The organism is Arthrobacter sp. NPDC080082 (assembly GCF_040686595.1).
In the GTDB taxonomy this organism is placed as follows: Bacteria; Actinomycetota; Actinomycetes; order Actinomycetales; family Micrococcaceae; genus Arthrobacter.
The window spans coordinates 191388-216971 of record NZ_JBFBKQ010000007.1; the positions used below are offsets into that span (position 1 = coordinate 191388).

Here is a 25584-nt window from a genome sequence, read left to right on the forward strand (position 1 = left end):
GTGTGGCCGCAGCGGCCTGAGCCGCATCGGAAGACGTCGCACCGGCCTGCGAGGCCCCGGGCTGCGCGGCTACGGCCTGCGGAGAAGCGGGCTGCGCCGTGGCGGCAGCGGCAGAGGCTCCGGCACCAGCGCCGGCGGCCTCATCGCTCGGAGTGGAAGCGACGCCGCGGCGCGCAGTCTTGCCGGTCGCGTGGCCGGCGGCGTGCCCGTCCGGGCCGCGGTCGTGCCCGGAACGTGGTCCGGCGGCAGCCGGCGCCGGGCGCCCTGCCCGGGCCCCGGCGTCGTACGTGGTTTCCGGCTGGGACCTGCGCGTGGCGGCCCCGACGGCGTCGTTCAGGGCGCTGCCGAAGCGTTCCCCCGTGCCGGCGGCGGCACGGGAACCCGACTGCGCGCCGCGCGCCGCGGCCGCCGTCTTCGTGAGGGCGGAGGCAAGGTCCGCCGTGGCCGGGGCCTTCACGAGCCCGCCCCGGCCGGGACAATCCGGCGGATCGCGGTCAGGTTGGACTGCTGCTCCCACGCGTCACGGATCTGGATGGTCTTGCCGGGGACGGGCGCGTCGATCGCCTTGCCGTTGCCGAGGTAGATGGAGATGTGGTTGCCGCCGAAGCTGATCAGCAGGTCACCCGGCTTGGCCTGCGCCAGGGACGCCACCGGGGTACCCACCTTCATCTGGTCGCTGACGACGCGGGGAATGTCGACGCCCAGGTCCTTGAAGACCCGTTGGGTGAAGCCGGAGCAGTCCATGCCCGTGGCCGGGTTGGTCCCGCCCCAGACGTACGGCACGCCGATGTACTTCTTGGCCATGGCGACGACGTCGGTGCCGGTGGCGCTGCCCGGCGCGACCGGCGCTGCTGCGGGGGTAGTCGGGAGGGCGAGCCCGGTGAGGGCGCCCAGGCCAAGCCCCGGGGCGGCCCCCGTCAGGGAGGACAGGTCGGTCTGCGTGGTGCCGCCGGTGCCGCCGAGGGCCGCCGTCAGCGCGTCGGTGAACGCGGCGGAGTTCGCGGTTCCGGTGCCGGACGCCAGCGTCGACGCGGCCGAGGCTTTCTGTGCCGCGGCGGTGCTCTGCGCGGTCTGCGCGGGACGGGTCAGTTCCGCGATCATCGATTGGATGCCCTGCATCCGGCCCAGGGCCTCCGCCATGCTCATGAGCGCACCTGCTGTTCGTCCCAGTGCCAGATGGTGGAGGAGATTTCATCCAGGGCGGACTGTTCGGCGCGGAGCTCCTCGGAAGCGACCTCGGCGTGGTGGCGGGCGGCCAGCTTCTCCAGGCCCACCGAGCGGGTGCGCGCGGCGATGAACTCCTCGCGTGCTGCCATCTCGTCGGCTTCGGCCACGCGGCTCAGGGTCTGCAGGTCCGCGAGCATGCTGTGCGATGCCGAGCGGGCCGCCGCGACGGCGCGCATCGACGCCGAGCTGACGATGTCCGGGTCCGTGTCCGCCAGCTGGCGGCGGGCCGAGGCTTCCCGGGCGCGCGCCGAAGTGGATCGTGACCGGGCGCGGGCCAGGCCGGAGGCGGCCTGGTCCTGCTGGATTTGGCGCAGGCGCAACAACCCGGCCAGAGAGAATTGCCGGCTCATGCTGCGGCTCCCAGGATCGACGTGAGGTGGCCCAGCTGGCGCCAGGACTCGGGGTGGGGGGTTGACTCTTCCATCGGCTGCTGCAGGAACGCGGCTACGGCGTCTTCGTTGGCCAGTGCCGCGTCCACGAGCGGGTTGGTGCCTGACTGGTAGGCGCCGACGTCAATCAGGTCCTGCGCGGACTTGCGGGCCGCCATGACCTTGCGCAGGGCTGCGGCGGCCGCCAGGTGGGGCCTTGCGTTGACCTTGGACGCGACGCGGGAGACGGAGCCGAGCACGTCCACGGACGGGAAGTGACCGGTCACGGCGAGCTTGCGGTCGAGCACCACGTGCCCGTCCAGGATGGAGCGGGCCGCGTCGGCGATCGGTTCGTTGTGGTCGTCGCCGTCCACCAGGACCGTGTAGATCCCGGTCACGGACCCGGTTTCGGCGGTGCCGGCACGCTCCAGCAGGCGGGCCAGGATGGAGAAGGTCGACGGCGGGTAGCCGCGGGTGGCGGGTGGTTCGCCGGCGGAGAGGCCGATCTCGCGCTGGGCCATGGCGACACGGGTGAGCGAGTCCATCATCAGCACCACGTCCTGCCCGGCGTCGCGGAAGGACTCCGCGATCCGGGTGGCGGTGAACGCGGCGCGCATGCGCATCAGAGCCGGCTCGTCGGAGGTGGCGACCACGACGACGGAGCGGGCCAGGCCTTCGGGGCCGAGGTCGTCCTCGAGGAATTCGCGGACTTCACGGCCGCGCTCCCCCACCAGGGCGATCACGGACACCTGGGCGTCGGTGCCCCGGGCGATCATGGAGAGCAGCGAGGACTTGCCGACGCCGGAGCCGGCGAAGAGGCCCATGCGCTGGCCCTTGCCCAGGGTGGTCATGGTATCCAGGACCCGCACCCCGGTCTGCAGCGGGGTGTCGATCCGGGCGCGCTTCATGGCGTTGGGCGCCTCGTTGTCGATCGGCACGCGGGGGCCGCTGAGCAGCGGTCCCTTGTCGTCGATCGGCCGGCCCAGGCCGTCGACGACGCGGCCGAAGAGCCCCGGGCCGGTAGGCACCAGGACGTTGCCGCCCTTGGCACGGACCGGGTCCCCGGCGGCGATGCCGGCAAGCCGTCCCAGCGGCATGCAGCGCACGGAGCCGTCCAGGGCGGCGACCACCTCGGCGTCGAGCCCGGGGTGTTCGCCCACCGTGAGCAGGTCACCGAGCGCGCAGTCCAGGCCGGAGACCTCCAGGCCCAGGCCCATGACGGAGGTGACGATGCCGACGCGCTGCGGGGCGGCAGCGGCGAGGGCGGCTTCGAAGTCCGCGGCGCGGGGCCGCCACAGGGTTTTCATGGCCGGGCTCCCGGGGCGGGAGGGGCGGCGGGGTATTGGTGGTCGTCGAGCAGGGCAGCCTTGGCCCGGGCCAGGGCGGTGCCGAGGCTGGCGTCGAGCCAGCCCTGCTGGTATTCGACCTTGGCGTCGCCGCGCTGCAGGGACGGGTCCGCCACGAGCGGCAGCCCGCCGGGTTCGTCCTGGCCTTCGCGGCGCAGGACTTCGATGTCGGCCGGGTGCAGCCGGATGGCCAGCACGGTGGCGGCGTCGGACCCGGAGAGGGCGCGGGCCAGCGCGGCGCGGGCCGTCCGGGTGCCCTCGGCCAGCTCGTAGCCGAGGATGGCCTCGGCCAGTTCCAGGGCGGTGCGGGCCAGCACCTCTTCTGCGTCGTGCAGGGCCTGGACGTTGCGGTGGGCGAAGTCGGTGCGGGCGACGGCCAAGGCACGGACGGCGCGGTCCAGGTCCTGCTGCCCGGCGGCCAAGGAAGCTGCCTGTTCGGCGGCCATCCGGTCACGCCAGCGGCGCTGTTCCTTGGCGGCTGCGCGGACGCCGGCGGCGTACCCGGCGGCGTGGCCCTCGGTGTAGCCGGCCTGTTCGTTGGCGGGGCCGGTGGAGCGCAGCGACGGGAAGACGATCCGGGCAGGGGCCTCCCCCGCCGCGCCCGCCGTCGTCGCGCCCGCCGTCGTCGCGCCCGCGGCGCTCCGCCCGTCAGTAAACATAGTCCTCTTCGTCCCCGCGGTGGATGACGATCTGGCCCTCGTCGACGAGCTCCCGGATGGCGCGGACGACGGCGGCGCGCGCCTCCTCGATCTGCGACGCGCGGAGCGGGCCGAGGGCTGCCATCTCGGATTCGAGGATCTCCAGGTTGCGGCCGGAGACGTTGGTGGTAATGGTTTCCAGAACCTGCTCGGTGGCACCCTTCATGGCCACGGCCAGGACGGAAGCGTCCAGGCCGCGGAGCACCAGCTGCACGTCACGGCGTTCCAGCTTGATGATGTCGTCGAAGGTGACCATCTGCGCGCGGATCTCCACGGCCAGGTCCGGGTCCAGCAGATCGAGGCCGTCCAGGACCGAGCGTTCGGTGCCGGCGTCGGTCCGGTTGATGATCTCCAGCAGCGGCTGGATGCCACCCACCACCTTGGAGGCCTGCTGCGAGACGGCCGCGCCGCCGCGGAGCTTCAGGGTGTCGGCGACGATGCCGATGGCCTCGGGCGCCCCGGAGCCCATGGTGGCGATGCTGAGGGCGACGTCGGCGCGCAGCGAGCCGGGCAGCCCGGACATCACGGCGGAGGCCTTGCGGGGGCTCAGGTGGGCCAGGACCAGGGCGATGGTCTGCGGCAGTTCGCCGTCGATCAGTGCCAGGATCTGCACCGGCTCGATGTCTTCGAGGAACTCGAAGGACTTCCCGGCCATGTTCACCGTCAGGCGGTTGATCAGGCCGGCGGCCTTCTCCGAACCGAAGGAGGCCTCCAGCAGGCCCTCGGCCAGTTCCCGGCCGCCGCGGGCGGAGCGCGGGCTGCTGAGGGCTGCCTCGTGGAAGTCCTTCATGATCTTCTCGGCGGTCTCCGGGTCCACCTTGCGGAGCCGGACGATCTCCGCGGCGATCTCCTCGGCCTCCATGTCGGTCAGCTGCGCCATCACCAGGGCTGCATTGGTGGGGCTCATCTGCATCAGGACGACGGCGGCGCGCTGCGTGCCGGTCAGGGCCTCACCGGTTTTCATGCCGGCTGCCTGTCATCCATCAGGCCCCGCAGGTAGTCGGCGGCCTTCTCCGGGTTGTTGGCCACCATCGCGTCGATTTCCTGCATCCGGCGCTCGGCCTCGAGGACCTCCGGGGCCGGTGCGGGCAGCGGCAAGGGCTCCAGCGGCCGCGCGATCAGCGGGATGGCGGAGGTGGCCGGTGCGGGATCGAGCGCGGTGACGGTGGGGACCGGCGGGAGCAGGTCCAGGCGTTCGCCCAGGTCCACCGGTTCCCGCTTCTGGCGGCGGCGCAGGATGATCGTGATGATGAGGGCCAGGATCAACAGGCCCAGCAGGATGCTGCCGGCGGTGACGAGGGTGCCGAAGAACGCCTGCTGCTTCTGCGCCTCGATCTCGGCCTTGGCGGCATCCAGGGAGGCGTTGGCCTGGTCGGCCGCCGCTGTGCTGAACGGAATGACCTCCACGGTGACGACGTCGCCGCGGTTCTTGTCGACGCCGGCGGCGGAGGTGACCAGGGCCGTGAGGGAGCCGATGTTCAGTCCGCCGGCGGCGGACTGGCTGACGGCCACGGAGATGGTCTGGCGCTTGATGGCTCCCGGCGGGATGGTCCGGTCCTCGGTGACCTTGTTGACGGCGTTGTTCTTGGTCTCCGTGGTGGAGTCGAAGTTGCCGTTGCCGCTGCTGCCGCCGGGCACGGAGATGTTGTCCGGGCCCAGAACGCCGGCGGCGCCTCCCCCGGTTCCGGTGTACTTCTCGGTCTTGGACGACTCGCTCAGCGGCAGGGCTCCGGCGGTGTTGGAGAAGGTCTCGCTCTTCTGCTGTGCGGATTCTCCGGTGACGTCGGCGGCGACGGCCACGGTGGAGTTGCCCGGGCCTACCACGCGGTCCAGGACGGCGCGGACGGCGTCGCCGGTGCGCTGCTGATAATCCGTCGCCTGCTTGGAGGAACTGCCCGCCGTCGTGCCGCCGACCGTGGACAGGACGTTGCCCTGGGAGTCCACGACCGAGACGTTGGAGGGCTTGAGGTTTTCAATCGCGGCGGAGGTCAGGTGGACGATCGCCTGGACCTTGTCGCTGGAGAGGGTCACTCCGGGGGCGGTCTCGATGAAGACGGAGGCGGTGGTGTCCGGGGTCTTGGAGACGAAGACGGTCTTCTCGGGGATGGCCAGCCGGACAGCGGCGGTCTTCACGCCCTCCATGGCGCCGATGGTGCTGGCGAGTTCGCCTTCGAGGGCGCGCTTGTAGGTGACCGACTGCTGGAACTCCGAGGACGTGACGCCCATCTTGTCCAGCAGCGAGTAGCCGGTTGCGGCTGCGGTGGGCAGGCCCGCGGAGGCTGCCTTGAGCCGCTCGTCGTAGACCTTTTCCTGCGGCACCAGGACGGTGGCGCCGCCGTCGCTGAGTTCGTAGGGGACGCCGTCCTTTTTCAGCTGGTCAACGACGGCGCTGGCGTCGGCGCTCTTCAGCCCGGAGAACAGCGGCGTCAGGGTGGGCTTGGACAACCAGGCCGAGAGCGCCACGATGCCTACCACCAGGAGGGCGGCACCGATGACGGCCAGGGTGCGCTGGCCGGTGGTGAAGCTTTTGAGTCCGTTGCCGAAGCGCTGGAAGAAGATGGTGATCTGCGGAGGCATCAGGCCTGCATCCTCATGATCTCGTTGAACGCGTCAACGCCCTTGTTGCGCAGGGACGCGACCAGTTCCAGGGTCACCTGGGCGCGGGTAGCGGCGATGGTGGCGTCCTGGATGTCGTTGAGGTTGCCGGTGACGGCGGAGACGGCCAGCTGGTTCGACGTCGACTGGAGTTGCTGGAGGTTATCGACGGCGCCGGTGAGGGACGCCGCGAAGCCGGAACCGTCGGTGCCGGACACGGCCGAGGCGCCGCCCACGTAGTCCGTGGGCATGACGCCCTGGACCGGGGCGATGGGGGAAACAGGCATCAGGATCGTCCAATCTCAAGGGCAGCCATGTAGGTCTCACGGGCGCGGTCCACCACCTGGGCGTTGGCCTGGTAGCCGCGCTGGGCAACGATCAGGGAACCCATCTGTTCGGCCATGTCGATGTCCGGGTATTTGACGTTGCCGTTGGCATCGGCCAGCGGGTGGTCCGGCTGGTAGACGATCCGGCCGGCGCCGCTGCCCAGGGGTGTGCTCTTGACGTAGACACCCTCGCCGCCGGTGTTTTCGGCCGCCTCCACATACTTCTGCTGGAAGGCGTTGCCGGAGGTGGCGGAGACGTTGTTCATGTTCGCGAGGTTGTCCGAGACGGCGTCGAGCCACTTGCGGTGGACCGTGAGGGCGGAGCCGGCGATGCCGATGGCGTCAAAGGTCATGAGCTGGTCCTCATTGCCGAACGGACGCCGCTGAACTCGTAGCCGATCGCCCGCGAGGCGAACTGGAAACGGAGCACGGTGTCGATGTTGGAAAGGGTCTCGGTATCCAGGTTCACGTTGTTGCCGTTGAGCTGGGTGGGTTCCAGGGAGGACGCCGTCGTGGCCTGCACCCGGCCGTCGCCGGACTGCACCGACTGGGCCAGGGCATCCTCGAAGCTGACGCGCTGGGCGTGGTAGTTCGGCGTGTTGACGTTCGCGATGTTGTTCGCGATCGCGCGCTGGCGCTGGGACAACCCGTTGAGGGCGCTGGCCAGGGCGGCGGAAGTCACGGATTCGAGCACAGAGTCCTGCCTGGGAAAGGGTGGGGCTTGGCCGATCCGTGGCCGGGAAACGAGCGATCCGTGCTCTTACTGTGGTTATCGGCACAGCTCAGGGCCGCGTTAGGGAAATTTGAAACAACTTTGTCGGGAGGGTTTTGCCGAACGCCGGCGACCGGGACTGGCGGCGGAAATCAGCCCTGGACGTCGAGGTACACGGCCCGCGACGGGGAGCTCAGGCTCGGGACGGTGCTGAGCGCGTGGAGCTGGCGGGAAACGTCCTGTTTGGCCGCCTCCAGGCGTTTGGCGACGCGCTCCTGCGCGGCGGAGAGGGCCATGGCGCGGCGCCGGGCCTCGGGAGGCAGGGGTCCGCTGAGCACCGGCGGGCTCCAGCGTTGCACGGGCAGCGCTGACTCCGGCTGGTGCAGCGGCGCCGAGAGCGGCCCGAGCGGATCATTCAAGGTTCTCTCCGCGGCAGTCACGGCCATTTCCAGGACGTCCAGCACCAGGAGCCATGCGGCAGCTGCGGGATCATCCGGCTGCCCGGTGCGATTGCCCTCCCCCAAGGAATCTTGTTCAGCCAAAGCCCAGGCTCCCGCTTCCCGCTCCGGAGGAGGCAGCCCAGGAACCTGCGGCGGCGAAGGACGACGGCGCCGCCGCGGTCCGGGCAGGCTGTGCCGCGGGGATCGCTGCCGCGGCCTCGTGCCAGGCCTGGCGCAAGGGTTCCAGCAGGTCGATCGCCTCCCGGGTCAGCTCGGGGTTCCGCTGGATGTTGGCGTTGACCAGGGCCGTGAAGGCGTAGTTGTAGAGCCCCAGCAGCCCATCCGCGCCGTCCCAGGAGTCGGTCTTCAGGGAGGAAATCAATTCCGCGATGATGGACTGGCCATGGAGCAGGTTTTCGGAGGCGACCTGCCAGTTGGCGGCCTGCTGCGCAGTCTCTGCGCGGCCAAGGTCCAGCAGCAAACGGTCGTAGAGCATGGTCAGCAGTCGGGCCGGTGGTGCAGACAGTACGGAGTCCTCCAGGTACTGGTTGCGCTGGCTGGTGCCGTAGCCAGCACCGAAGCCGCCGAGGGGGTTGCTTGTCATTACTTGGAACTTCCGGTGGAGAGGCCTGCCAACTGCGAGGACAGCCAGGACTGTTGAGCCTTCATGTTACTCATGGCCACTTCAAGGGCCGAGTAGGTGCTCTTGAGCGTCGCTTGGCGGTCCGCGAGCCGGGTGTCCCAGTCGCTGATCTGGCTCGCCAAGTCACTGACCTCGGACTGCTGGCCCTTGATGGTGGTGGTCAGGGAGCCGGTGTAGGGATCCGAGCCAGCCTTCGCAGCCGCCGCGATCCGCCCGGCAATTTCCTGCACCTTGGCCTTCGTGCCTGCCGGGTCGGCGGCCAGGGCCGCACTGAACTTGGTGGCGTCGAATTCCATCGTGCCGGTCTTGGTGATGCTGATGCCCATGTCCGACGGCGATGTCGGCGGCGTGCCGACAGGCAACGAAGCGGCAGACAAAATGTCCTGATTCACGGAGCGAACCGTGCTGTCGCCGGAGAAAATTCCGGCGGAGGTCGTCGTACCGGTGGTCGTGGTGCTGGTGCTGACGGCGGTCCGGCTGGCCACATAGGCAAAAATTCCGTTGACACCGTCCACCAGGTCCGAGGCCATCTTGGTGATGCCTGCGTTGTCGCTGGCGACCGTCAGCGTCGCGGTTCCGGCGGTGACGTCCTTGGCCGTGATGGTCACTCCGGGGAGCAGGTTGGTGAAGGTGTTCGTCGAGGAGGTCACAGTCTGCGCGACGGCCGAGCCCGGCCAGAGGGTCGCCTGCGCGTCCTGTGCGGTCTTGACGTCCGTGTAGGTGGTGCCCGGGTCTGTAATGGTGAAGGCGCCGGCCGTTCCGGACTTGGCGGCGGTGAACTGGAGACGGAAATTTCCGCCGCCAACGTCGACCTTGCTGGCGGTGACGCCCGAGCCGGAGGCGTTCACCGCGCTGACAACGTCATCCAGGCTGTTGGATGCCGGAGTGACGGTGTAGTTCGCGCCGCCGGTGTTGATGGTCAAGGTGGTGTAGGGCCAACCTGTCACCCCGTTCACCATGGGCGTCACCGTGACCTGGGTCTGGGCCAGCCGGGTGACCTGGAAGTCGAGGGAACCGGGCTTCGCACCGCTGGACGTCGTCGTCGTGACGTTGGGGCTGGTCGTGGTGGCGGTATAGAGGTCCAAAGCTGCTGGCTTGGCGGCGGCAGTTGCCTGCGTGGCCAGGGCGGCGACCTTGCTGTTCAGCCCCTGAAGGGCCGACACCATGTTTTGGACGTCGTAGGACTTGTTCTTGAGCAGGGTCTGGGGCAGCGCCTCGGTCTGCATGATCGAGCTGATCAGGGCGGTGGTGTCCAGTCCGCTGGCCAGTCCGTCGAGGGAAATTCCCATCGCTGCCTCTCCTTGCTGAAGAAGTTCGTCTTTGTCGCTTATTTTTTGGGGTATTGGTGTTGCACGTAAGGGCCGGACGATGGTTATGCCATCATCCGGCCCTTTCGCGGTGATCGGGGGTGTATCTTCGTCCGACCAGGTGGAAGGCTCCTAAGAATTAGAAGCCTGCCGGATCAGGCCTAGCGCAGGAGGGAAAGAACGCCCTGGCTGGACTGGTTGGCCTGGGCCAGCATGGCGGTGCCTGCCTGGGACAGGATGTTCGCCTTGGTGAACTTGACCATTTCCGACGCCATGTCGACGTCGGCGATGCGGGACTGTGCGGCCTGCAGGTTCTCACCGGCAACGTTAAGCGACTTGATGGTGTGCTCAAGACGGTTCTGCGCGGCACCGAGGTCGGCACGCTGCGCGGAGATGTTCTTGATCGCGGTATCGATCTTGCCAATCGTGGCCTGGGCGTTGGTGGCCGTGTCCACAAGGAAGTCGCCGGCAGTCGTGGCGCTGGACAGCGCACCGACTGCAGTCGACACGTCGCCGACCTTGATCTTGATGCTGTCGGTGCCGGAGGTGCCGCCGGTGCCGACCTGGATCTCCAGGGAGCCCGGGGTCGCCGTGGCGGTAACGCCCGCGCCGGTTGCACCCTTCAGCAGGTCGATGCCGTTGAAGTTGGTTCCCTTGGTGAGGCGGTCCAGCTCCTGGCCCAGGGAATCGCCTTCGTTCTTGATGGCGGTGCGGGCGTCGGCGTTGTTCGTATCCGAGGCACCCTGGACAGCGAGGTCACGCATGCGCTGCAGGATGGAGTGAACCTCGGTCAGGGCGCCTTCAGTGGTCTGGATGACCGAGATGCCGTCCTGCGCGTTGCGGGCGGCCTGGGCCGAACCGGTCACCTGGGCCTTCAGGCCCTCCGAGATAGCCAGACCGGCCGCATCGTCGCCGGCGCGGTTGATGCGCAGGCCGGTGGACAGCTTCTCCAGGGACTTGGAAAGGTCGCTCTGAGTAGCGTTCAGGTTGCGGTACGAGTTGTTCGCCGCGAGGTTGTTGTTGATAACGAAGCCCATGGTATTTCCTCCGTGAGTTGGGACTGTAAGCGATGGCCCATCCGTGGGCCTTCAGGAGTAGTTATCGCCCCGGAGGGGAAGCTGGTAAGGAGAAATCGAAAATTCTTTTTGGCGACATCCGCCGACGTCACCCCAGCAGTTATCAGCCTTATTCCTGCTAACACCTGCGAAAACCCTGCCGATAGTTTGTACGAACCCTGCTGCGGTCCGCACCGTCCGCACGTTGCACACCGCCGCAGTAGGTACCGCTTAACCCGCGCATCATCGACACCACTGAGGGAGCCGTCCGGATCATGGCCATCCACGAACTTTCTGCCTTGCTTTGGCGGGAGCGTGAACTCCTGGACGTACTGACTTTTAAGCTCGAAGAGGAGCAACTGCTCCTGACGTCCGGCAAATCACGCTGGCTGCCGCACGGCACCAAGGAAGTCGAGCAGGTGCTCGGACACCTGTCCGAGGCGAGCCTGGCCCGGACCATCGAGGCCGCGGTAGTCGCAGAAACGTGGGGGCTTCCGACGGACGCGACGCTCAGCGAATTGGCAGCGGCCGCGCCGGAGGGCGCCTGGGCCGAGGTGCTGACGGCGCACCTGACCGCACTGACCCGACAGACGTCCCTCATCAAAGAGCTCCGGGACGCCAACGAGCAGTACCTGCGCTCTGCCGTCCGATCCACCCAGGAGTCCTTGGCGGATCTGCGACCGGCCGCAGCCGGCACCTACGACGCCCAAGGGAAAACCGGGAACTCCGCCGGCTCACGCATCTTCGACCAGCGATTCTAAGGAAGCGACCATGAGTACCTTCGGCGCCCTGAATACCGCCTATCGCGGGCTGACTGCCGCACAGCAGGCCATGACGGTGGCCGGCCAGAACATCGCCAACGCCGCGACCGACGGTTACACCCGGCAGCGGGTCGAGCAGTCCGCCATCGCCGCGCCCGCCCAGGGCCTGAACGGCTCGGGGCGCCCGGAGGTGGGCCAGGGGGTCTCCGTCGACTCCATCGCCAGGCTCGGCAACACCAGCCTGGACGCCAGCGTCCGCTCCGCCAGTGCACAAGCCGGTTACGCCAGCACACGCTCCGCCGCGCTCCAGGGAATTGAAGGCGTGCTCCAAGAGCCCGGAGACAATGGCATCTCCACAGCTCTGCAGGGCTTTTGGGCCGCCTGGCAGGGAGCCGCCAGACAGCCGGACGACGACGGGCCCAAGGGCCTGCTGCTGACTGCCTCCAACTCCCTCACTGACAAAATTTCGACCGGGTACCAGGCCCTGCAGGCTCAGTGGAGCAGCGTCCGCGCCAAGGCCTCCGACGCCGTGGACGCCGTCAATGCTGCCGCCAGCCAGGTCGCGGCCTACAACGCGACCATCCGCTCCACGGTCGCCGCCGGCGGCACAGCCAACGAACTGATCGACGCCCGCGCAAAGCTCACTGAAACCATCGCCCGCCTGGCCGGCGGCACTGTCCGGGAGCAGCCGGACGGCACCGTGGATGTCCACATCGGTGGGAACGCCCTGGTCATGGGCACCTCCGTCCGTACCCTGGCGTTGTCCGGGCAGTCGACGGACGCCCTCGGCGCGCCCGTGCAGCTGCTCTGGAAAAACCCTGATGGCGTCGCCTCAACCGATGGTGGGGAAATCGCCGGAGCGCTTTCGGTCCTTGCCCCGGCGGCCGGCGGCAACGGAGGCGCAATCGCGGAGGCAGCCGCCTCCTACAACGGGTTTGCTAGCGCTTTAGCCACAGCCGTCAACGCTGTCCACCAGACCGGCACCACGGGAAGCGGCACCACGGGCACGGACTTCTTCACCGTCACCGGCCCCTCGGCCGCGCTCGGTATCAAGGGACCGATCTCCACCTCTGCAGTGGCCCTCGGCAAGTCAGGCGCCGGCGCGTTCGACACCAGTGTCGCCGACGCCATGTCCCAGCTGGGCACCGGCTCCACGTCCCCGGATAAGCTCTGGTCCGGCATCGTCACCGGCATCGGGGTGCAATCCCGGGGAGCCCAGCAACGCGAGGACCTCGCCGCCGCAACCCAAGCCTCCGCGGTGACGGGCCGGGCATCCCAGACCTCCGTCAGCCTGGACGAAGAAAACGTCAACCTGCTCACCAACCAGCACGCCTACCAGGCGGCGGCACGCGTCATGACCGCCGTCGACGAGGCCTTGGATGTCCTGATCAACCGCACCGGCCTGGTAGGAAGGTAGAACCATGCTTAACCGCGTTACAAACCTGACCATGACCGCGGCGGCGCAGCGGACCCTGCAGACGCAGCAGTCCAAGCTGGCCGACCTGCAGGACAAAGCGAGCACGCTCAACAAAATCTCGCGCCCCTCGGACGACCCAGCCGCCACCGCGCAGGCACTGGAAACCAGGGCGTTGCAGGCCGCGAATGCCCAGTACGGCCGGAACATCGACGACGGCAATACCTGGTTATCGGCGGCCGACTCCGCCCTGCAGCAGGCCAGCAACGTGATGCAGCGGATCAAGGACCTCACCGTCCAGGCCGGCAACGGCACGCTGCCGCAGTCCGGCAAGGACGCGATTGCCAACGAACTGGACTCGCTGAACCAGGACCTCATCAACGTTGCCAATTCCAAACACCTCGGCCGCAACATCTTCGCGGGCAATTCAGACAAGGCAACGCCCTTCGACGGCGCAATGCCGCCGACGTTCGTCGCCGCCGGGACCAGCCCGGTGGAACGGCGCATCAGCGAGACGCAGACCGTGCGGGTGGACGCCGACGGCGGCACGATCTTCGGCAGCGGTACCGGCTCGGTCTTCGATACCGTCAATAAACTGGCTACGGACCTGCGCAACGGCGCCGACACCATGCCGCGCGTGAGCGAGATCGACGACGCCTACAAGAAAATCGTCAACGGACGCGCCGACGTCGGAGCGCGCCAGGCGCAACTGGACCGCGCCGGCACCGTCAACACAGGAATGGAGGCTTCCTTGGACGCCCAGCGGACCGGGATTGAAAAAGCTGACCTCGGCAGCGTGATCATGGACCTGAAGCTGCAGGAAACCAATTACCAGGTGGCCCTGGCCGCCACGGCGCGGGTCCTGCAGCCCACGCTGATGGACTTCCTGCGATGAACTCCGTCCTGAGCAGCACCCCAGTGACCTTCACCGCCCCCATGCCGGGGCTGGAAGCGGTCCACGACTTCGCGCTCCGCAGCATCGACAGCGCCCCCGGACTCTTCGCCCTCGAATCGGAGTCCGCGCCCGTGCGGCTGTTCCTGGCGGACGCCGCCGTGTTCGTCCCCGACTACAGCCCCCGCCTGCCGCGCCCCGCGCTGGAGGCCCTTGAGCTCTCCGACGGGGAGTCGCCCCGCCTGCTCGTGGTGGTCAACCACTCCCCCGAGGGCACCACCGTGAACCTGATGGCGCCGATCGTGCTGAACGAGACCGCCCGCAAGTGCACCCAGCTGGTGCTGGACGGCAGGGAGTATCCGCTCCGGGCAGTCCTCGGCGCCGCCTAAAAGCTGTAACCGGCCCGGCTTAGCGCCTACCAGTAGTGCCCGACGTCGATCACCAGCCGTGAACCGGCGTCCGGACCCGGCAGCGTGAACACCCGGAACGGCAACCTGGCCCGCACCCCGAGCCCCAGGGTGCTGTACCCCTCGAAACTGCCCGCCCAGGCGACCTGGCGGAACGTCCGGTATCCGGTGACATCAGTCAGTTCGTTCTTGTTGGCCGGCGAATACGTGGCCTGCCCGGCGTCGTCGTAGGCCGGTGAATTTACCGTGATCTGCAGGAACGCCTGGCCGCGCAGCGGTACCGGCATCCCGGAACCCTCCTGCGCCACCTGCGGAACGTACCGCACGGTGTACCCGCCTGCAGGCCCCCTGAGGTCAACCACCAGCCGGTCGTAACAGTAATGCTGGCCGGTCCGGACGTTCGTCACCGGAGCCCGGCCCATCGCCGGATCCGATTTGGCCAGCGAGCCCCAGACCTGCCCGCAGTACGGCGCTGCGACGGCGGCCCCGGGAGCCGCCAACAGCAACCCGGCCGCGAGCAGCAGGGCCATCAGCCAGCCTGCAGGTTTCCGTGAACGGATTCGAGTCATCACTGCCACCCCTCGGGCCACCCGGATTTCATGCTTTTCCCGGATTCTTCCAGCGTAGGCCCGCTGTCGCCGGACGGGGAGGGCCCAAGGTCCGGCGGTCCATCAAGCGTGACCCGTCATCAACCGCAGGTAACGCCAGTATAGGAATGCAGTACACAAAAGCGCCCGGCGCCGCTCCCCAAGGGAGTCGGCGCCGGGCGCTCAGGCGGTAAAAACTGGTACGGGCCGTGGTGCCGGCCCGACGGTAAGGCTGTTTAGCCCTCGCAGTCGCGGCAGTACTTCAGGCCGTTCTTTTCCTTGGCGACCTGGGACCGGTGACGGACCAGGAAGCAGGAGGAGCAGGTGAACTCGTCGGACTGTTCGGGAACGACGATCACCGTCAGTTCTTCGCCGGAAAGATCGGCTCCGGGAAGGTCGATGCCCTCGGCGGTGTCGTTCTCGTCGACATCGATAACAGCAGTCTGGGCGCCGCCGCCACGGGACGCCTGAAGGGCCTCCAGCGATTCAGCGGGAGATTCTTCTTCTGTCTTGCGTGGGGCGTCGTAATCGGTAGCCATAACGGGATTCACTTTCGTTGCTGCATAGCGCCATTTCAGGCACCTCAGTGAAGCAGTTTAGGGCATCATCGCAGAAGTTGAAGAATAGTGTGCGCAAGGCGACATCCGGGGCAAAAAATCCCCGTGATGGCGCGGAAGATGTCAGTTTTTATGGTGCTGTTGCACGGCTCAGGCGACCGGCCATACCACCAGCGTTTTCCAGGTGGCGGGGTCCGGCTCCGCGGCCGGGTCGGTGAGGTAGTACTCCCACATGGCCTCCCCCGGGGTGAGCCCGTCCGCCTGCATCTTTGCCATGACGGCTCCGTAGGTTTGCGGGAGGGTGTCATACGGGCCAACGTGCGTGGCCTCCAGCGCCCGGCCGCCGGGAAGGGTCCCGGCGACGACGGCGCCGTCGCCCCCTCCCGGGTAGGGGCCGGCCAGGGGGAAGCCGGCTTCGACATCGACGACGTCGGTGGGTGTCCCCCGGTACAGCGCGAACGGCGGGCCGGCCAGCTGGACGTTCTGTTGCTGGACGGCGGTCATGACGGAACGGTATGCCCGGTCGAAGAAGTCCCGCAGGTCCGCCATCGGCACGGTTTCGTGGATGACCGCGGTGGGCTGCTCCTGCCGGTCGCTGACGGTGATCTCCGGGGCGGCGTGGGGCTGGTGTTCGTTCATACGGCCACCCTCCCCGCGCCCCACGGTTCCGGTCAAGGGCCGGTTGGACCCCAGATTGGCCCCCGGTCGGTCCCCCGCGGGGAACTCCCCCGCGACCCTAGGACGCGCCCCTAGGAAGCTGCCGGACGGCGGTTGCGGTGCAGGAACCGGTTGACCCGTGCCCGGAATTCCACCGGATCCGCGGCCGGACCCGGCGGCAACGCCTTGGCCGGCTGTTCCACCGGGGCCAGTCCCTGGTTAACCGCCGCCTTGGACGCCCGCAGCGAAGCCAGGGACAGTCCGGCCCACTGCTCCGTCAGCCCAGCCACCGCGGCAGGACCACGGCCGGGGCCCGCCAGGGTGCTGACAAGTCCCGTCGCGTAGGCCTCAGCGGCGGAGAGGATCCGGCCGCCGAAGAGCAGATCCTTGGTCCGGGACGGCCCGATCCGCAGGGACATCCGGTTGGCAAAGGTGGGCGGAATGAGCATCCCCAGCCGGGCGATCGGCATCCCGATCCGCGCATTCTCCTCCAACACTTGCAGGTCGCAGGCGAGCGCCAGCTGGCAGCCCGCGCCTGTGGCGACACCCTGCACCAGGGCCACCGTCGGCACCGGGATGGCCTCCACGGCCTGCAACGCCTCCTCTATGGCACCGAAGGCGCCGGTCACCTGGTCCCCGCTCGCGTCCTGCCACTCCCGCAGGTCCGAGCCGGAGCAGAAGGTCCCGCCGGCACCCCGAATCACCACGGCCCGGACGGCGGGGTCCGCGGCGAGCGCCCGGGCCTCCGCCGCGAGCGCCCGCCACTGGTCCGAGTCGAGGGCGTTGAAGCGTTCGCCGGTGCCCACCTCCAGGTCGGCGACGCCGTCGTCGTCGATATCCAGCCGGACTCCCGGGGCGTGCCCCACCGCGGCCGTCACTGCACCGCGCCGCTGCTGTGCAGGGCGTGGATCCGGTCCGCGTCCAGGCCCAGCGACGCCAGCACCTGGTCCGTGTCCTGGCCCAGGACCGGCGGGGCGGTCCGCACCGAGGCGGGCGTCCGGGTCAACCGCACCGGGCAGCCCACCACCTTCATGGGTCCGGCGGTCGGGTGGTCCAGCTCGGCCACCATCCCACGGGCCAGGACCTGGGGATCGGCGAGTGCCTGGTCCACAGTCTGGATCGGTCCTACCGGCACACCGGCCTCGTCCAGGGTGCGCACCCAGTCCTCCGTGGTGCGGCTCCGCATGATGGCCTCGATCGCGGGAATCAGCTCCTCCCGGTGGGCGACGCGGGACGGATTGCTCGAGTACCGCGGATCCCCGGCGAGCGCCGCGTCGCCGAGGGCGTCCGCGAAGCGCCGCCACAGCCCGTCGTTGCCGACGGCGACCATGACGAAGCCGTCCGCAGAGGGGAACGCCTGATACGGGGCGATCGTGGGGTGTGCCGAGCCGTAGCGGCGCGGAACCTCTCCGCTGGCGAAGTAGCCGCTGGAGACGTAGGTCAGCCAGGAGACGGACCCGTCGAGCAGGCTGATGTCCACCCACTGGCCCTGCCCGGTGCGCTGCTTCTCATGCAGGGCGGCCAGGACGCCGATGGTGGCCCACATCCCGGCGACCAGGTCCGCGCTGCTGACACCCACCCGAACGGGCGGGCCGTCGGTCTCCCCGGTGACGCTCATGATCCCGCTGCGGGCCTGGGCGATCGCGTCGTAGCCGGGCCGGAGCGCGTCCGGGCCGGTCTGGCCGTAGCCGCTGATGGAGGCGTAGACCAGGCCGGGGTTGTCCTTGGAGAGCTCCTCGTAGCCCAGGCCCAGGCGGGCGGCGGTGCCGGGGCGGAAGTTCTCCACCACGATGTCGGCGCGGCGGGCGAGTTCCCGGACCACCTCGAGTCCCTCAGGGGACTTCAGGTCGACGGCGAGGCTGCGTTTGTTCCGGTTCACGGAGAGGAAGTACGCGGCCTCCTCGCCTTGGAACGGAGGGCCCCACTGGCGGGTGTCGTCGCCGGAACCGGGCTGTTCGATCTTGATGACGTCGGCGCCCAGGTCCGCAAGGGTCATGGTGGCGAACGGTCCGGACAGGATCCGGCTTAGGTCCAGGACCAGCAAGTCGTTCAGCGGGCCGGTGGCGTCCGTGGTCTCCGGCCGGCCCGCCTTCTGCGGCACTGCCGTCTGCGGGGCTGCCGCCCCGGCGTCGTTCGTTGCCTCTTGGCGGGGTGCCGTGTCAGTCAGGCTCATACCGTGGCTTCCGTCTTGGTGGTGGCGCTGGCCTGGAAACGGTGGCCGGCCTTGGGCAGGAAGATCAGTGCCACCATGGCGACGGCGCAGCAGGCGATGATGTACAGCGCGATCGCCGTCGAGTTCCCGTACTGGGCCAGCAGGGCCGCGGCAATCAGCGGCGCGGGGCCGCCGGCCACCACGCTGGCCAGCTGGTAGCCCAGGCCGGCGCCGGTGTAGCGGATGTCGGCGTCGAAGCTCTCCGCTATCAGCGCAGCCTGCGGGCCGTACTGGATGTCGTGCAGGATCAGGCTGACCACGATCGCGACGCCCACAATGAAGGGTTCCCGGGTGTCCAGCAGGGCGAAGTAGGGAAAGGCGAAGAGCGCGGTCAGCACGATGCCCACGCCGTAGACCCTGCGCCGGCCGAAGCGGTCCGAGAGCCGGCCGAACAACGGCACGCTCACCAGGCCCAGCGCGGCGGCGATCAGGGTGTCGTCCAGGATCGAGTTGCTGTTGAGCTGCAGGTGCTTGACGGCGTAGGTGATCACGAACGTGATAAAGAGGTAGAACGGTGCCTGCTCGGACATGCGGACCAGGGCCGAGAGCAGGATTTCCTTGGGCTGGCGCTTGATGACCTCGATCAGCGGGTTGCGGACGACCTTGTTGGACTTGCGGATGGCTTCGAACTCGGGGCTCTCGATCACGCGCATCCGGACGAAGAGGCCGACGCCGATCAGCAGGATGCTGATGATGAACGGGATGCGCCAGCCGAAGCTCGCAAAGCCCTCGGTGCCTGTGATGCCGGAGGTGATGCGGACGACGCCGGTCGAGAGCACCAGGCCCAGCGGCACGCCGATCTGCGGCCAACTGGCGGAGAAGCCGCGGCGCTGCTGGTGGCCCCATTCCATGCTGAGCAGCACGGAGCCGCCCCATTCGCCGCCGACGCCGATGCCCTGGATGATGCGCAGCAGGGTCAGCAGGATGGGGGCGGCGACGCCGATGGCCTGGAAGGTGGGGAGGAAGCCGATCAGCACGGTGCCGAAAGCCATCAGGAAGAGGGTGACCATGAGGGTGGTCTTGCGGCCGATCCGGTCGCCGTAGTGGCCGAAGATGGCGGCGCCGACGGGGCGGGCCACGAAGCCGACGAACTGGGTGCCGAAGGCGGCCAGGACGCCGGCGAAGGCCGACTGTCCCGGGAAGAAGAGCTGCGGGAAGACCAGCGCCGCCGCCGTCCCGTAGAGGAAGAAGTCGTACCACTCGATGGTGGTGCCCACGACGCTGGCGACGGTTGCCCGCCGTGCGGCCTGCTCTCGGGTTACTGCCTGAACTGTCATCATCACTCCGTTGTTATGACGCGGCTGGGCCCAATGCCCTTGCTTGGATGGAGGCGTTGCCGGGTGCTCGCGGGCTCCTGGCCCTTTTCACCCTTTGTGCAAAACCCACAATATGGTTTCGCAACCCATATTGCGGGTTTAGCCTAATGCTGTCAATGGAAACTCGGAGGTTTAGCCGACGATCGCGGGGCGCGTAATCCGTCAGGACACCGGGACCCGCTGGCTATGATGGACACCCGTAGAGAAAGACGGTGGCAGGTGGCAGCTGGCAACGCGGCGGCAAAAGAGCAGGGTGACCGGACGACCCCCATCCTTGTGCTGGGCAAGGTCAGCGACATCCTGAATTGCTTCTCGATTGATGCGCCCGAACCGACACTGCAGCAGATTGCCCGGGCTACTGGCCTGCCGGCGAGCACCTGCCAGCGGCTGGTGCAGAACATGGTGCGCGAGGGATTCCTGGACCGCGACGGAGACCGCTACCGGATCGGCCTGCGGCTGGTCCAGTGGGCCGCGCCGGGCACCCTGGGCCTGGACGTGGTCCGGCTGCTCCACCCGATCATCCAGCAGCTCCGCGACGACAGTGGTGAGACGGCGTGCGTCTACATGCGGGACGGGCAGTACCGCACCGTGGTGGCCGTAGCCGAAACCCGGCACGTGGTGATGCGGCCCTTCCTGGTGGGCCAGGTGATGCCGATCCACGCCGGCGCACCGGGCAAGATCTTTCTGGCCTTCGACCCGGGAGCGCGGGAGGCCCTCAAGGACACCGAACTGACCCGGTTCACCGACATCACGCCGGTCAGCTGGAAAGAGCTTGACGCGCAGGCGGAACAGGCCCGCGAGCAGGGCTTCTTCGCCGCGTTCGGCGAACGGAACAGCGACGTCGGGTCCATCAGCGCCCCCGTCTTCCGCTACGACGGGCAGCTCGCGGCCGTCCTCGGCGTGGGCTTCCCGACCCAGCGGGTCAGCGCGGCGGACGTCCCGCGGCTGGGCCCCATGGTGGCCCGCGCCGCCCGGGACGCCAGCGCCGCCCTGGGCTACCGGCCACCCACGCCAGCATCCGCTATCGAAGGGAACCATCCGTGACCGCTGCCGACGCCGCACCCCGCCGTCGTACCTACGACGCGCTGCTGCAGGACATCGAGGCGGACCTGCGTTCCGGGAAGATCAAGCTCGGCGACCGGCTGCCCGGCGAGCGCACGCTCGCCGAGAATTACGGGATCTCCCGCGCCTCGGTGCGGGAGGCCATCCGCATCCTGGACGCGATGGGCGTGCTGCGCAGCTCGGTCGGGTCCGGTCCCACCTCCGGGGCGATCGTCATTTCGAACCCGTCGGCCGGCCTGTCCTCGGCCCTGCGGCTGCATGTGGCCAGCAACCGGCTGCCGGTGGAGGACATCGTGCAGACCCGCATCCTGCTGGAGACCTGGTCCGCGCAGGCCGCCGCCACCCGGCTCCGCGATGAGGGCGATGCGGGTCTGGAGCAGGCGGCCCAGCTCCTGGCGGCCATGGACGATCCGGAGCTGGACCGGCCCACCTTCCACGAACTCGACGCCCGGTTCCACGTCGCGCTCAGCTCTTTGGCCGGCAATACGGTGGTCGCCACCATGATGGAGTCGCTCAGCGGCGCGATCGTAGACTACGTCAAGGGCGCCATGGACGCGATGGAGTCCTGGCCGGAGGTCCTCGCGGTCCTGCGTGCCCAGCACCACGGGATCTACGAAGCCGTCCGGGACCAGGACGGCGAGCGCGCGGCCCGGCTGCTGCGCGAGCACATCGAGTGGTTCTACGAGCGGGCCCAGGAAGTGTCCCCGCGGCAGCCCTCCCCGGTACCTAGCGATTAGACTCGGCCCCATGCCACGTCGTGGGGGAACGAGGACCATCCGGACCGGTGCCGTGGTGAGCGGGGCCGTGCTGCTGTGCCTGGCGGCCGGATCGCTGGCCGGTTGCACCTACGAGGACGACGACGGCGGGCGGCCACCTGCCACACCGACGTCGGCGGTTACCCCCAGGCCGGGCCGCACCATCCCGGCCGGCCCATCACCCGATGTTCTGGCCGCGCAGCAGCGGAACGAGGCCGCACTGGAGCGGCTGCTCGCGGGGGCGACGGGGCCCGTCGTGCTCGCAGATTCAGGACCGGCGGACGGCAACGGCGTCGGCTTCCAGAAGGCGGGACGGGTCAGGACCGCGGGCGACTACCAGGTCACGGCCGCCTGCGTCGGGGTCGACGCCTCGCAGGTCATCATCTTCCAGGACCAAACCCCGACCGGCCCCACGTCCATCGCTGTGGACTGCACGGCGCCTGTGTCCCGGACGGTGAGCCTCCTGCCCGGCCCCGTGAGCGTTCAGTTGACCCGAAGAAATCCCACCGGCCCGTGGACCGGTGCGGTGGCCGGCGTCCGGATCACCGGGCCCTGAGCCTTCCCGCCGGGAAAAAACCCCTCCACCCCGGGCAGAATCGCCGGAACGGAGGGGTTTCACTGGGCCCCCTGTCGGATTCGAACCGACGACCCCCGCTTTACAAGAGCGGTGCTCTGGCCAACTGAGCTAAGGAGGCAATCCGCCGTCGTCTTATCCGGCGGAAAGCGCAGGAGGACAACGGCTAGATAAGGGTAGCCCACCGATGCCCGGCGGTAAAAAATCCTCCGCCACACGAAAGCGGCCCGGCCCCGGAGAACTCCGGGACCGGGCCGCACCAGCGGACGTGGCGCTTACTTCTTGGCGTCCACCGCTGCCTGCAGGTACTGGTCGAACGGGGTGTTGGCGCTGTCGCCCTTGCCCCACTGCTTACCCTCGACGAAGACCGTCGGCGTGCCGGTGACCCCGATGGCCGCGGCTTCCTGGGTCGTGTACTTCACGTACGGGCGGTAGGTCTTGTCATCCACGCACTTGTCGATGTTCTGCGCACCGGTGTCGGTGGCCAGCTTCTTCAGCTCGTTGTCGGAGAGGCCGGCGCTGCCCTCGGCGGGCTGCTTGGCGAACAGGGCGTCCACGAAGGCCGCGTACTTCTCCGGCGACTCGTTCACCACGCAGGCCGCCGCGGCGGCGGCGCGGGAGGAGTAGTTGGTGGTGGAGCGGGTGTCCAGGAAGCCCAGCGGACGGTATTCGACGGTGATCTTGCCGTCGTTGCGCAGCTTGGTCAGGGTGTCGTTGTACTGCGCCTCGAAGTTCTTGCAGACCGGGCAGATGAAGTCGATGTAGAGGACAACCTTGACGGGCTTGCCGGCCTCGGCATCGGCGCCGGGGGCCTTCAGGTCTGCCGGCGGGGTGGCCGGGGCTGCGGGAACATCGGAGAGCTTGACCGTGGCGGCGTCAGTCTTCGCCACCTCCGTGTTGGCCAGCAGGGTCACGCCGCCGTGGACGTTGCCGTTGGCGGGCGTGGGCCCGGAGTCAGCAACGGGGGCGTTGTTCTTGATGTTGGAGGTCACCACGAGGGCCACCACCACGATGATGGCGACGACGGCGGCGACGATGCCCCAGCCAATGAGCAGTTTGTTGCGCTTGTCCTTCTTGAGCTGGGCCTCACGGATCTCACGGGCCTTCTCGCGGGCCGCGGCGGTGCGCTCAGCTTTGGACTGACGGGGTTCGTTTGCGGGGCTCATTGGTTCCTCGTGTCGATCGGCCTGGACTGCGCCAGCGGGTGGCACGGTCATCATTTTAGGTGAGAAAGCTGGGGAGCTTGCGCTTTCAAGTTTCTTCCCGTGTGCCCAACGGACGAATAGCCCGGAAGATTCCGCCCCGATAGGGTGAACACAAGCCACAAGCGACCCCAGGGAGCACTAATGCAAGCAACCGAGCGCGAGCAGCGCACCGAGCACGCAGCACACCAAGCGGACGTGCAACCCGCGGGCGGAGGGCACAAGGGCGGGACGGACGACGTCGACCGTTTCGATTTCATGGTGGTGTCCAACCGCATGCCGGTGGACCGTTGCTCCGCGGACGAGCCCGGCTGCGAGGACGGCTGGCGCCGCTCCCCCGGCGGCCTGGTCACGGCGCTTGCGCCGATGATGACCAAGACCGACGGCGCCTGGGTGGGCTGGCACGGCGCCCCGGACGAGCACCTCGAACCGTTCAGCCATGGCGGCATCGACCTGATACCGGTGCAGCTGAGCACCCGCGACGTCGAGCTGTACTACGAGGGCTTCTCCAACGCGACCCTGTGGCCGCTCTACCACGACGTGATCGCCCCGCCGGAGTTCCACCGCGCCTGGTGGGACACGTACCGGAAGGTCAACAAGCGGTTCGCCGACGCCGTCATCCGGCACGCCGCCGAGGGCGCCACGGTCTGGGTCCAGGACTACCAGCTGCAGCTGGTCCCCCGGATGCTTCGCGAGCAACGACCGGACCTGAAGATCGGCTTCTTCAACCACATCCCGTTCCCGCCTCCGGAGATCTTCGCCCAGCTGCCTTGGCGCCGCGCGATCATCGACGGCCTGCTGGGCGCGGACCTGATCGGCTTCCAGCGCAGCAGCGACGCCGGGAACTTCATGCGCTCCGCCCGCCGCTTCCTCGGCGCCAGCGTCAAGCAGCAGCAGGTGCACGTCAAGGGCGCCGACGGCCAAACCACCCACATCGCCCGGGCCCAGGCCTTCCCCATCTCCATCGACGTGAAGCAGATCAGCGAGCTGGCGCAAAAGCCGGAAGTCATCGAGCGGGCCAAGCAGATCCGCCGCGACCTCGGCAACCCCAAGACCATCCTTTTGGGCGTGGACCGGCTGGACTATACCAAGGGGATCCGGCACCGGCTCAAGGCCTACGAGGAACTCCTCGAGGACGGCAAGGTCACGGTGGAGGACGCGTCCCTGATCCAGGTGGCCAGCCCCAGCCGCGAGCGCGTGGAGCAGTACCGACTGCTGCGCGAAGAGGTCGAGGGCACGGTAGGCCACATCAACGGCACCTACGACACCATGCAGAACACCGCCGTCCGCTACCTGCACCACAGCTACCCCATCGAGGAGATGGTGGCGCTCTATCTGGCCGCGGATGTCATGCTGGTCACCGCCCTCCGCGACGGCATGAACCTCGTCGCCAAGGAGTACGTCACGGCCCGCACGAACAACGACGGCGCGCTGGTGCTCAGCGAGTTCGCCGGCGCCGCGGACCAACTCAAGCAGGCCCTGTTGATGAATCCGCACGACATCGACGGGCTCAAGGACACCATCATGCGAGCCGTGAACATGGAGCCCGCCGAGGCTGCCCGCCGAATGCGGGCCATGCGCAAGCAGATCCTGACCAACGACGTCGATCTCTGGTCCGCAGACTTCCTCCGCGCGCTGCAGGAAAAGGTGGTGCGTGATGACTCCTGAGCCCGACGCCAAGCTCTCCCTGTCCCCCGAGCTGCTCGAGGCGGTGCGGCGTATCGCCGGCACCGAGGAGCTGCTGGTGGCCATGGACTTTGACGGCACCATGGCCCCGCTGGTGGACCACGCGGAGGACTCCCGCGCCCTCCCCCGCTCGGCCGCGGCGTTTGCCGCCCTGGCCGAACTGCCGCGGACCACGACGGCGCTGATCTCCGGCCGGGCACTGGACAGCCTGCGCTCGGTCGCGTCCCCGCCGGAGAAGACCCTGCTGATCGGCAGCCACGGCGCGGAGATCTGGATGGGTCCGGGCTCGGCCGAGCTTCAGCTCGACGAGGACCAGCGCCGGCTCCTGGCCGACGTGCGGGCCGTCCTGGAGGAGATCGTCCACGTGGCACCCGGCACCCTGCTCGAGGAGAAGCCGGCCGGCGTCGTGCTCCACACCCGGCTGGCCGCGGACGACGTGGCCGAGGACGCCGTGGCCGCGGCGAAGTCCGCCCTGAAGGACCGCGCCGGGGTTTACCTGAAGACCGGCAACCGGGTCCTGGAGACCTCCGTGGTCCACGCCTCCAAGGGCGAGGCGGTGTCCTTCCTTCGGCAGGCCACGGGCGCGTCGGCGGTGGTCTTCGCCGGGGACGACACCACGGACGAGGACGCCCTGCGCAGCCTGGTCTCAGGCGACCTGGGAGTGAAGGTGGGCCTGGACTTCACCCAGGCGGAGTTCCGGGTGGAAGCCCCGCCGCACGTGTCCGAACTGCTGGAGGCACTGCTGCGCGAGCGGAAGGCCGCCGTCGGCAGCTGACCGCGCCACC

29 protein-coding genes and 1 tRNA gene are annotated in these 25584 nt (G+C 68.6%); 9 read left to right on the forward strand and 21 right to left on the reverse strand.

What is annotated here, in order from left to right; all coding sequences use genetic code 11:
* Positions 1 to 453: 453 nt before the first annotated feature.
* The 13 genes from AB0O44_RS15165 to AB0O44_RS15225 all read right to left on the reverse strand — a co-directional run bounded on the left by AB0O44_RS15165 (position 454) and on the right by AB0O44_RS15225 (position 10699).
* Positions 454 to 1146, reverse strand: coding sequence for a C40 family peptidase (locus tag AB0O44_RS15165; RefSeq protein WP_364138797.1), 693 nt, complete (start codon positions 1144 to 1146; stop codon positions 454 to 456).
* Positions 1143 to 1577 (reverse strand): flagellar FliJ family protein, encoded by a 435-nt coding sequence (locus AB0O44_RS15170; protein ID WP_364138798.1) that lies wholly within the window; start codon positions 1575 to 1577, stop codon positions 1143 to 1145. Before AB0O44_RS15170 ends, AB0O44_RS15165 begins: the two co-directional genes overlap by 4 nt.
* A complete protein-coding gene (locus AB0O44_RS15175) occupies positions 1574 to 2902 on the reverse strand; it encodes a FliI/YscN family ATPase (RefSeq protein ID WP_364138799.1) in 1329 nt (442 codons plus the stop codon). The genes AB0O44_RS15170 and AB0O44_RS15175 overlap by 4 nt, the downstream gene beginning before the upstream one ends.
* Positions 2899 to 3600, reverse strand: coding sequence for a FliH/SctL family protein (locus AB0O44_RS15180; RefSeq protein WP_364138800.1), 702 nt, complete (start codon positions 3598 to 3600; stop codon positions 2899 to 2901). Before AB0O44_RS15180 ends, AB0O44_RS15175 begins: the two co-directional genes overlap by 4 nt.
* Positions 3590 to 4603, reverse strand: coding sequence for a flagellar motor switch protein FliG (gene fliG / locus AB0O44_RS15185; RefSeq protein WP_290258756.1), 1014 nt, complete (start codon positions 4601 to 4603; stop codon positions 3590 to 3592). Before fliG ends, AB0O44_RS15180 begins: the two co-directional genes overlap by 11 nt.
* Complete coding sequence (gene fliF / locus AB0O44_RS15190; protein ID WP_290258758.1) at positions 4600 to 6216, reverse strand: flagellar basal-body MS-ring/collar protein FliF; 1617 nt, start codon at positions 6214 to 6216, stop codon at positions 4600 to 4602. The genes fliG and fliF overlap by 4 nt, the downstream gene beginning before the upstream one ends.
* Positions 6216 to 6521 (reverse strand): flagellar hook-basal body complex protein FliE, encoded by a 306-nt coding sequence (fliE, locus tag AB0O44_RS15195; RefSeq protein WP_290258759.1) that lies wholly within the window; start codon positions 6519 to 6521, stop codon positions 6216 to 6218. Before fliE ends, fliF begins: the two co-directional genes overlap by 1 nt.
* Positions 6521 to 6913: a flagellar basal body rod C-terminal domain-containing protein gene (locus tag AB0O44_RS15200; protein WP_364138802.1), complete on the reverse strand. Its 393-nt coding sequence runs from the start codon at positions 6911 to 6913 to the stop codon at positions 6521 to 6523. The genes fliE and AB0O44_RS15200 overlap by 1 nt, the downstream gene beginning before the upstream one ends.
* Positions 6910 to 7254 carry a flagellar basal body rod protein FlgB gene (gene flgB / locus AB0O44_RS15205; RefSeq protein ID WP_290258761.1) on the reverse strand — a complete coding sequence of 115 codons (345 nt, stop codon included), beginning with the start codon at positions 7252 to 7254 and terminating at the stop codon, positions 6910 to 6912. Before flgB ends, AB0O44_RS15200 begins: the two co-directional genes overlap by 4 nt.
* A gap of 170 nt (positions 7255 to 7424) precedes the next feature.
* Positions 7425 to 7814, reverse strand: a complete 390-nt coding sequence (locus AB0O44_RS15210) for a hypothetical protein (protein WP_364138803.1) — start codon at positions 7812 to 7814, stop codon at positions 7425 to 7427.
* Positions 7807 to 8316 (reverse strand): flagellar export chaperone FliS, encoded by a 510-nt coding sequence (locus tag AB0O44_RS15215; protein WP_364138805.1) that lies wholly within the window; start codon positions 8314 to 8316, stop codon positions 7807 to 7809. Before AB0O44_RS15215 ends, AB0O44_RS15210 begins: the two co-directional genes overlap by 8 nt.
* The gene (fliD, locus tag AB0O44_RS15220) at positions 8316 to 9644 is read right to left on the reverse strand and encodes a flagellar filament capping protein FliD (protein WP_364138807.1); all 1329 of its coding nucleotides are present in this window, start codon (positions 9642 to 9644) and stop codon (positions 8316 to 8318) included. Before fliD ends, AB0O44_RS15215 begins: the two co-directional genes overlap by 1 nt.
* A gap of 179 nt (positions 9645 to 9823) precedes the next feature.
* Positions 9824 to 10699: a flagellin gene (locus tag AB0O44_RS15225; protein WP_364138808.1), complete on the reverse strand. Its 876-nt coding sequence runs from the start codon at positions 10697 to 10699 to the stop codon at positions 9824 to 9826.
* Positions 10700 to 10992: 293 nt separating this feature from the next.
* Here AB0O44_RS15225 and AB0O44_RS15230 point away from each other — a divergent pair, with 293 nt between their 5' ends.
* Genes AB0O44_RS15230 through AB0O44_RS15245 form a run of 4 tightly spaced genes read left to right on the forward strand, consistent with a single transcriptional unit; the run spans position 10993 to position 14173 of the window.
* Entirely contained in the window at positions 10993 to 11478 is a 486-nt protein-coding gene (locus tag AB0O44_RS15230; RefSeq protein ID WP_364138810.1) for a flagellar protein FlgN, read from the forward strand.
* 10 nt (positions 11479 to 11488) lie between these two features.
* Positions 11489 to 12895, forward strand: coding sequence for a flagellar hook-associated protein FlgK (gene flgK, locus AB0O44_RS15235; protein WP_364138811.1), 1407 nt, complete (start codon positions 11489 to 11491; stop codon positions 12893 to 12895).
* Positions 12896 to 12899: 4 nt separating this feature from the next.
* On the forward strand, positions 12900 to 13787 hold the full coding sequence (flgL, locus tag AB0O44_RS15240) for a flagellar hook-associated protein FlgL (RefSeq protein ID WP_364138813.1): 888 nt from the start codon (positions 12900 to 12902) through the stop codon (positions 13785 to 13787).
* Positions 13784 to 14173 carry a flagellar assembly protein FliW gene (locus tag AB0O44_RS15245; protein ID WP_364138815.1) on the forward strand — a complete coding sequence of 130 codons (390 nt, stop codon included), beginning with the start codon at positions 13784 to 13786 and terminating at the stop codon, positions 14171 to 14173. Before flgL ends, AB0O44_RS15245 begins: the two co-directional genes overlap by 4 nt.
* 26 nt (positions 14174 to 14199) lie before the next feature.
* Here the strand turns inward: AB0O44_RS15245 and AB0O44_RS15250 are convergent, their stop codons facing one another.
* The 6 genes from AB0O44_RS15250 to AB0O44_RS15275 all read right to left on the reverse strand — a co-directional run bounded on the left by AB0O44_RS15250 (position 14200) and on the right by AB0O44_RS15275 (position 19484).
* Positions 14200 to 14760: a hypothetical protein gene (locus AB0O44_RS15250; RefSeq protein WP_290258770.1), complete on the reverse strand. Its 561-nt coding sequence runs from the start codon at positions 14758 to 14760 to the stop codon at positions 14200 to 14202.
* Between the two features lie 254 nt (positions 14761 to 15014).
* A complete protein-coding gene (locus tag AB0O44_RS15255; RefSeq protein WP_056741192.1) occupies positions 15015 to 15317 on the reverse strand; it encodes a DUF4193 domain-containing protein in 303 nt (100 codons plus the stop codon).
* Positions 15318 to 15485: 168 nt separating this feature from the next.
* On the reverse strand, positions 15486 to 15974 hold the full coding sequence (locus tag AB0O44_RS15260; RefSeq protein WP_364138817.1) for a GyrI-like domain-containing protein: 489 nt from the start codon (positions 15972 to 15974) through the stop codon (positions 15486 to 15488).
* A 110-nt stretch (positions 15975 to 16084) separates the two neighbouring features.
* Positions 16085 to 16870 (reverse strand): enoyl-CoA hydratase/isomerase family protein, encoded by a 786-nt coding sequence (locus AB0O44_RS15265; RefSeq protein ID WP_364138819.1) that lies wholly within the window; start codon positions 16868 to 16870, stop codon positions 16085 to 16087.
* On the reverse strand, positions 16867 to 18165 hold the full coding sequence (locus tag AB0O44_RS15270; protein WP_364138821.1) for a CaiB/BaiF CoA-transferase family protein: 1299 nt from the start codon (positions 18163 to 18165) through the stop codon (positions 16867 to 16869). The genes AB0O44_RS15265 and AB0O44_RS15270 overlap by 4 nt, the downstream gene beginning before the upstream one ends.
* The gene (locus AB0O44_RS15275; protein WP_364138822.1) at positions 18162 to 19484 is read right to left on the reverse strand and encodes an MFS transporter; all 1323 of its coding nucleotides are present in this window, start codon (positions 19482 to 19484) and stop codon (positions 18162 to 18164) included. Before AB0O44_RS15275 ends, AB0O44_RS15270 begins: the two co-directional genes overlap by 4 nt.
* A 255-nt stretch (positions 19485 to 19739) precedes the next feature.
* On the opposite strand from AB0O44_RS15275, the gene AB0O44_RS15280 reads away from it, so the two are divergent.
* The 3 genes from AB0O44_RS15280 to AB0O44_RS15290 are packed head-to-tail and all read left to right on the forward strand — an operon-like array spanning position 19740 to position 21893.
* Positions 19740 to 20564 (forward strand): IclR family transcriptional regulator, encoded by an 825-nt coding sequence (locus AB0O44_RS15280; RefSeq protein ID WP_364138823.1) that lies wholly within the window; start codon positions 19740 to 19742, stop codon positions 20562 to 20564.
* The gene (locus AB0O44_RS15285) at positions 20561 to 21319 is read left to right on the forward strand and encodes a FadR/GntR family transcriptional regulator (protein ID WP_364138824.1); all 759 of its coding nucleotides are present in this window, start codon (positions 20561 to 20563) and stop codon (positions 21317 to 21319) included. The genes AB0O44_RS15280 and AB0O44_RS15285 overlap by 4 nt, the downstream gene beginning before the upstream one ends.
* Positions 21320 to 21329: 10 nt before the next feature.
* Positions 21330 to 21893 (forward strand): hypothetical protein, encoded by a 564-nt coding sequence (locus tag AB0O44_RS15290; RefSeq protein WP_364138825.1) that lies wholly within the window; start codon positions 21330 to 21332, stop codon positions 21891 to 21893.
* Between the two features lie 65 nt (positions 21894 to 21958).
* On the opposite strand, the gene AB0O44_RS15295 is transcribed toward AB0O44_RS15290, so the two are convergent.
* Both AB0O44_RS15295 and AB0O44_RS15300 read right to left on the reverse strand, forming a co-directional pair.
* Positions 21959 to 22032, reverse strand: a tRNA-Thr gene (locus AB0O44_RS15295).
* Between the two features lie 154 nt (positions 22033 to 22186).
* Positions 22187 to 23077, reverse strand: a complete 891-nt coding sequence (locus tag AB0O44_RS15300) for a DsbA family protein (RefSeq protein WP_364138827.1) — start codon at positions 23075 to 23077, stop codon at positions 22187 to 22189.
* 294 nt (positions 23078 to 23371) lie between these two features.
* Between AB0O44_RS15300 and AB0O44_RS15305 the strand changes: the two genes are divergently transcribed.
* On the forward strand, positions 23372 to 24781 hold the full coding sequence (locus AB0O44_RS15305) for a trehalose-6-phosphate synthase (protein ID WP_364138857.1): 1410 nt from the start codon (positions 23372 to 23374) through the stop codon (positions 24779 to 24781).
* Entirely contained in the window at positions 24771 to 25574 is an 804-nt protein-coding gene (gene otsB, locus AB0O44_RS15310) for a trehalose-phosphatase (RefSeq protein WP_364138829.1), read from the forward strand. The genes AB0O44_RS15305 and otsB overlap by 11 nt, the downstream gene beginning before the upstream one ends.
* The last annotated feature ends 10 nt before the right edge of the window (positions 25575 to 25584 follow it).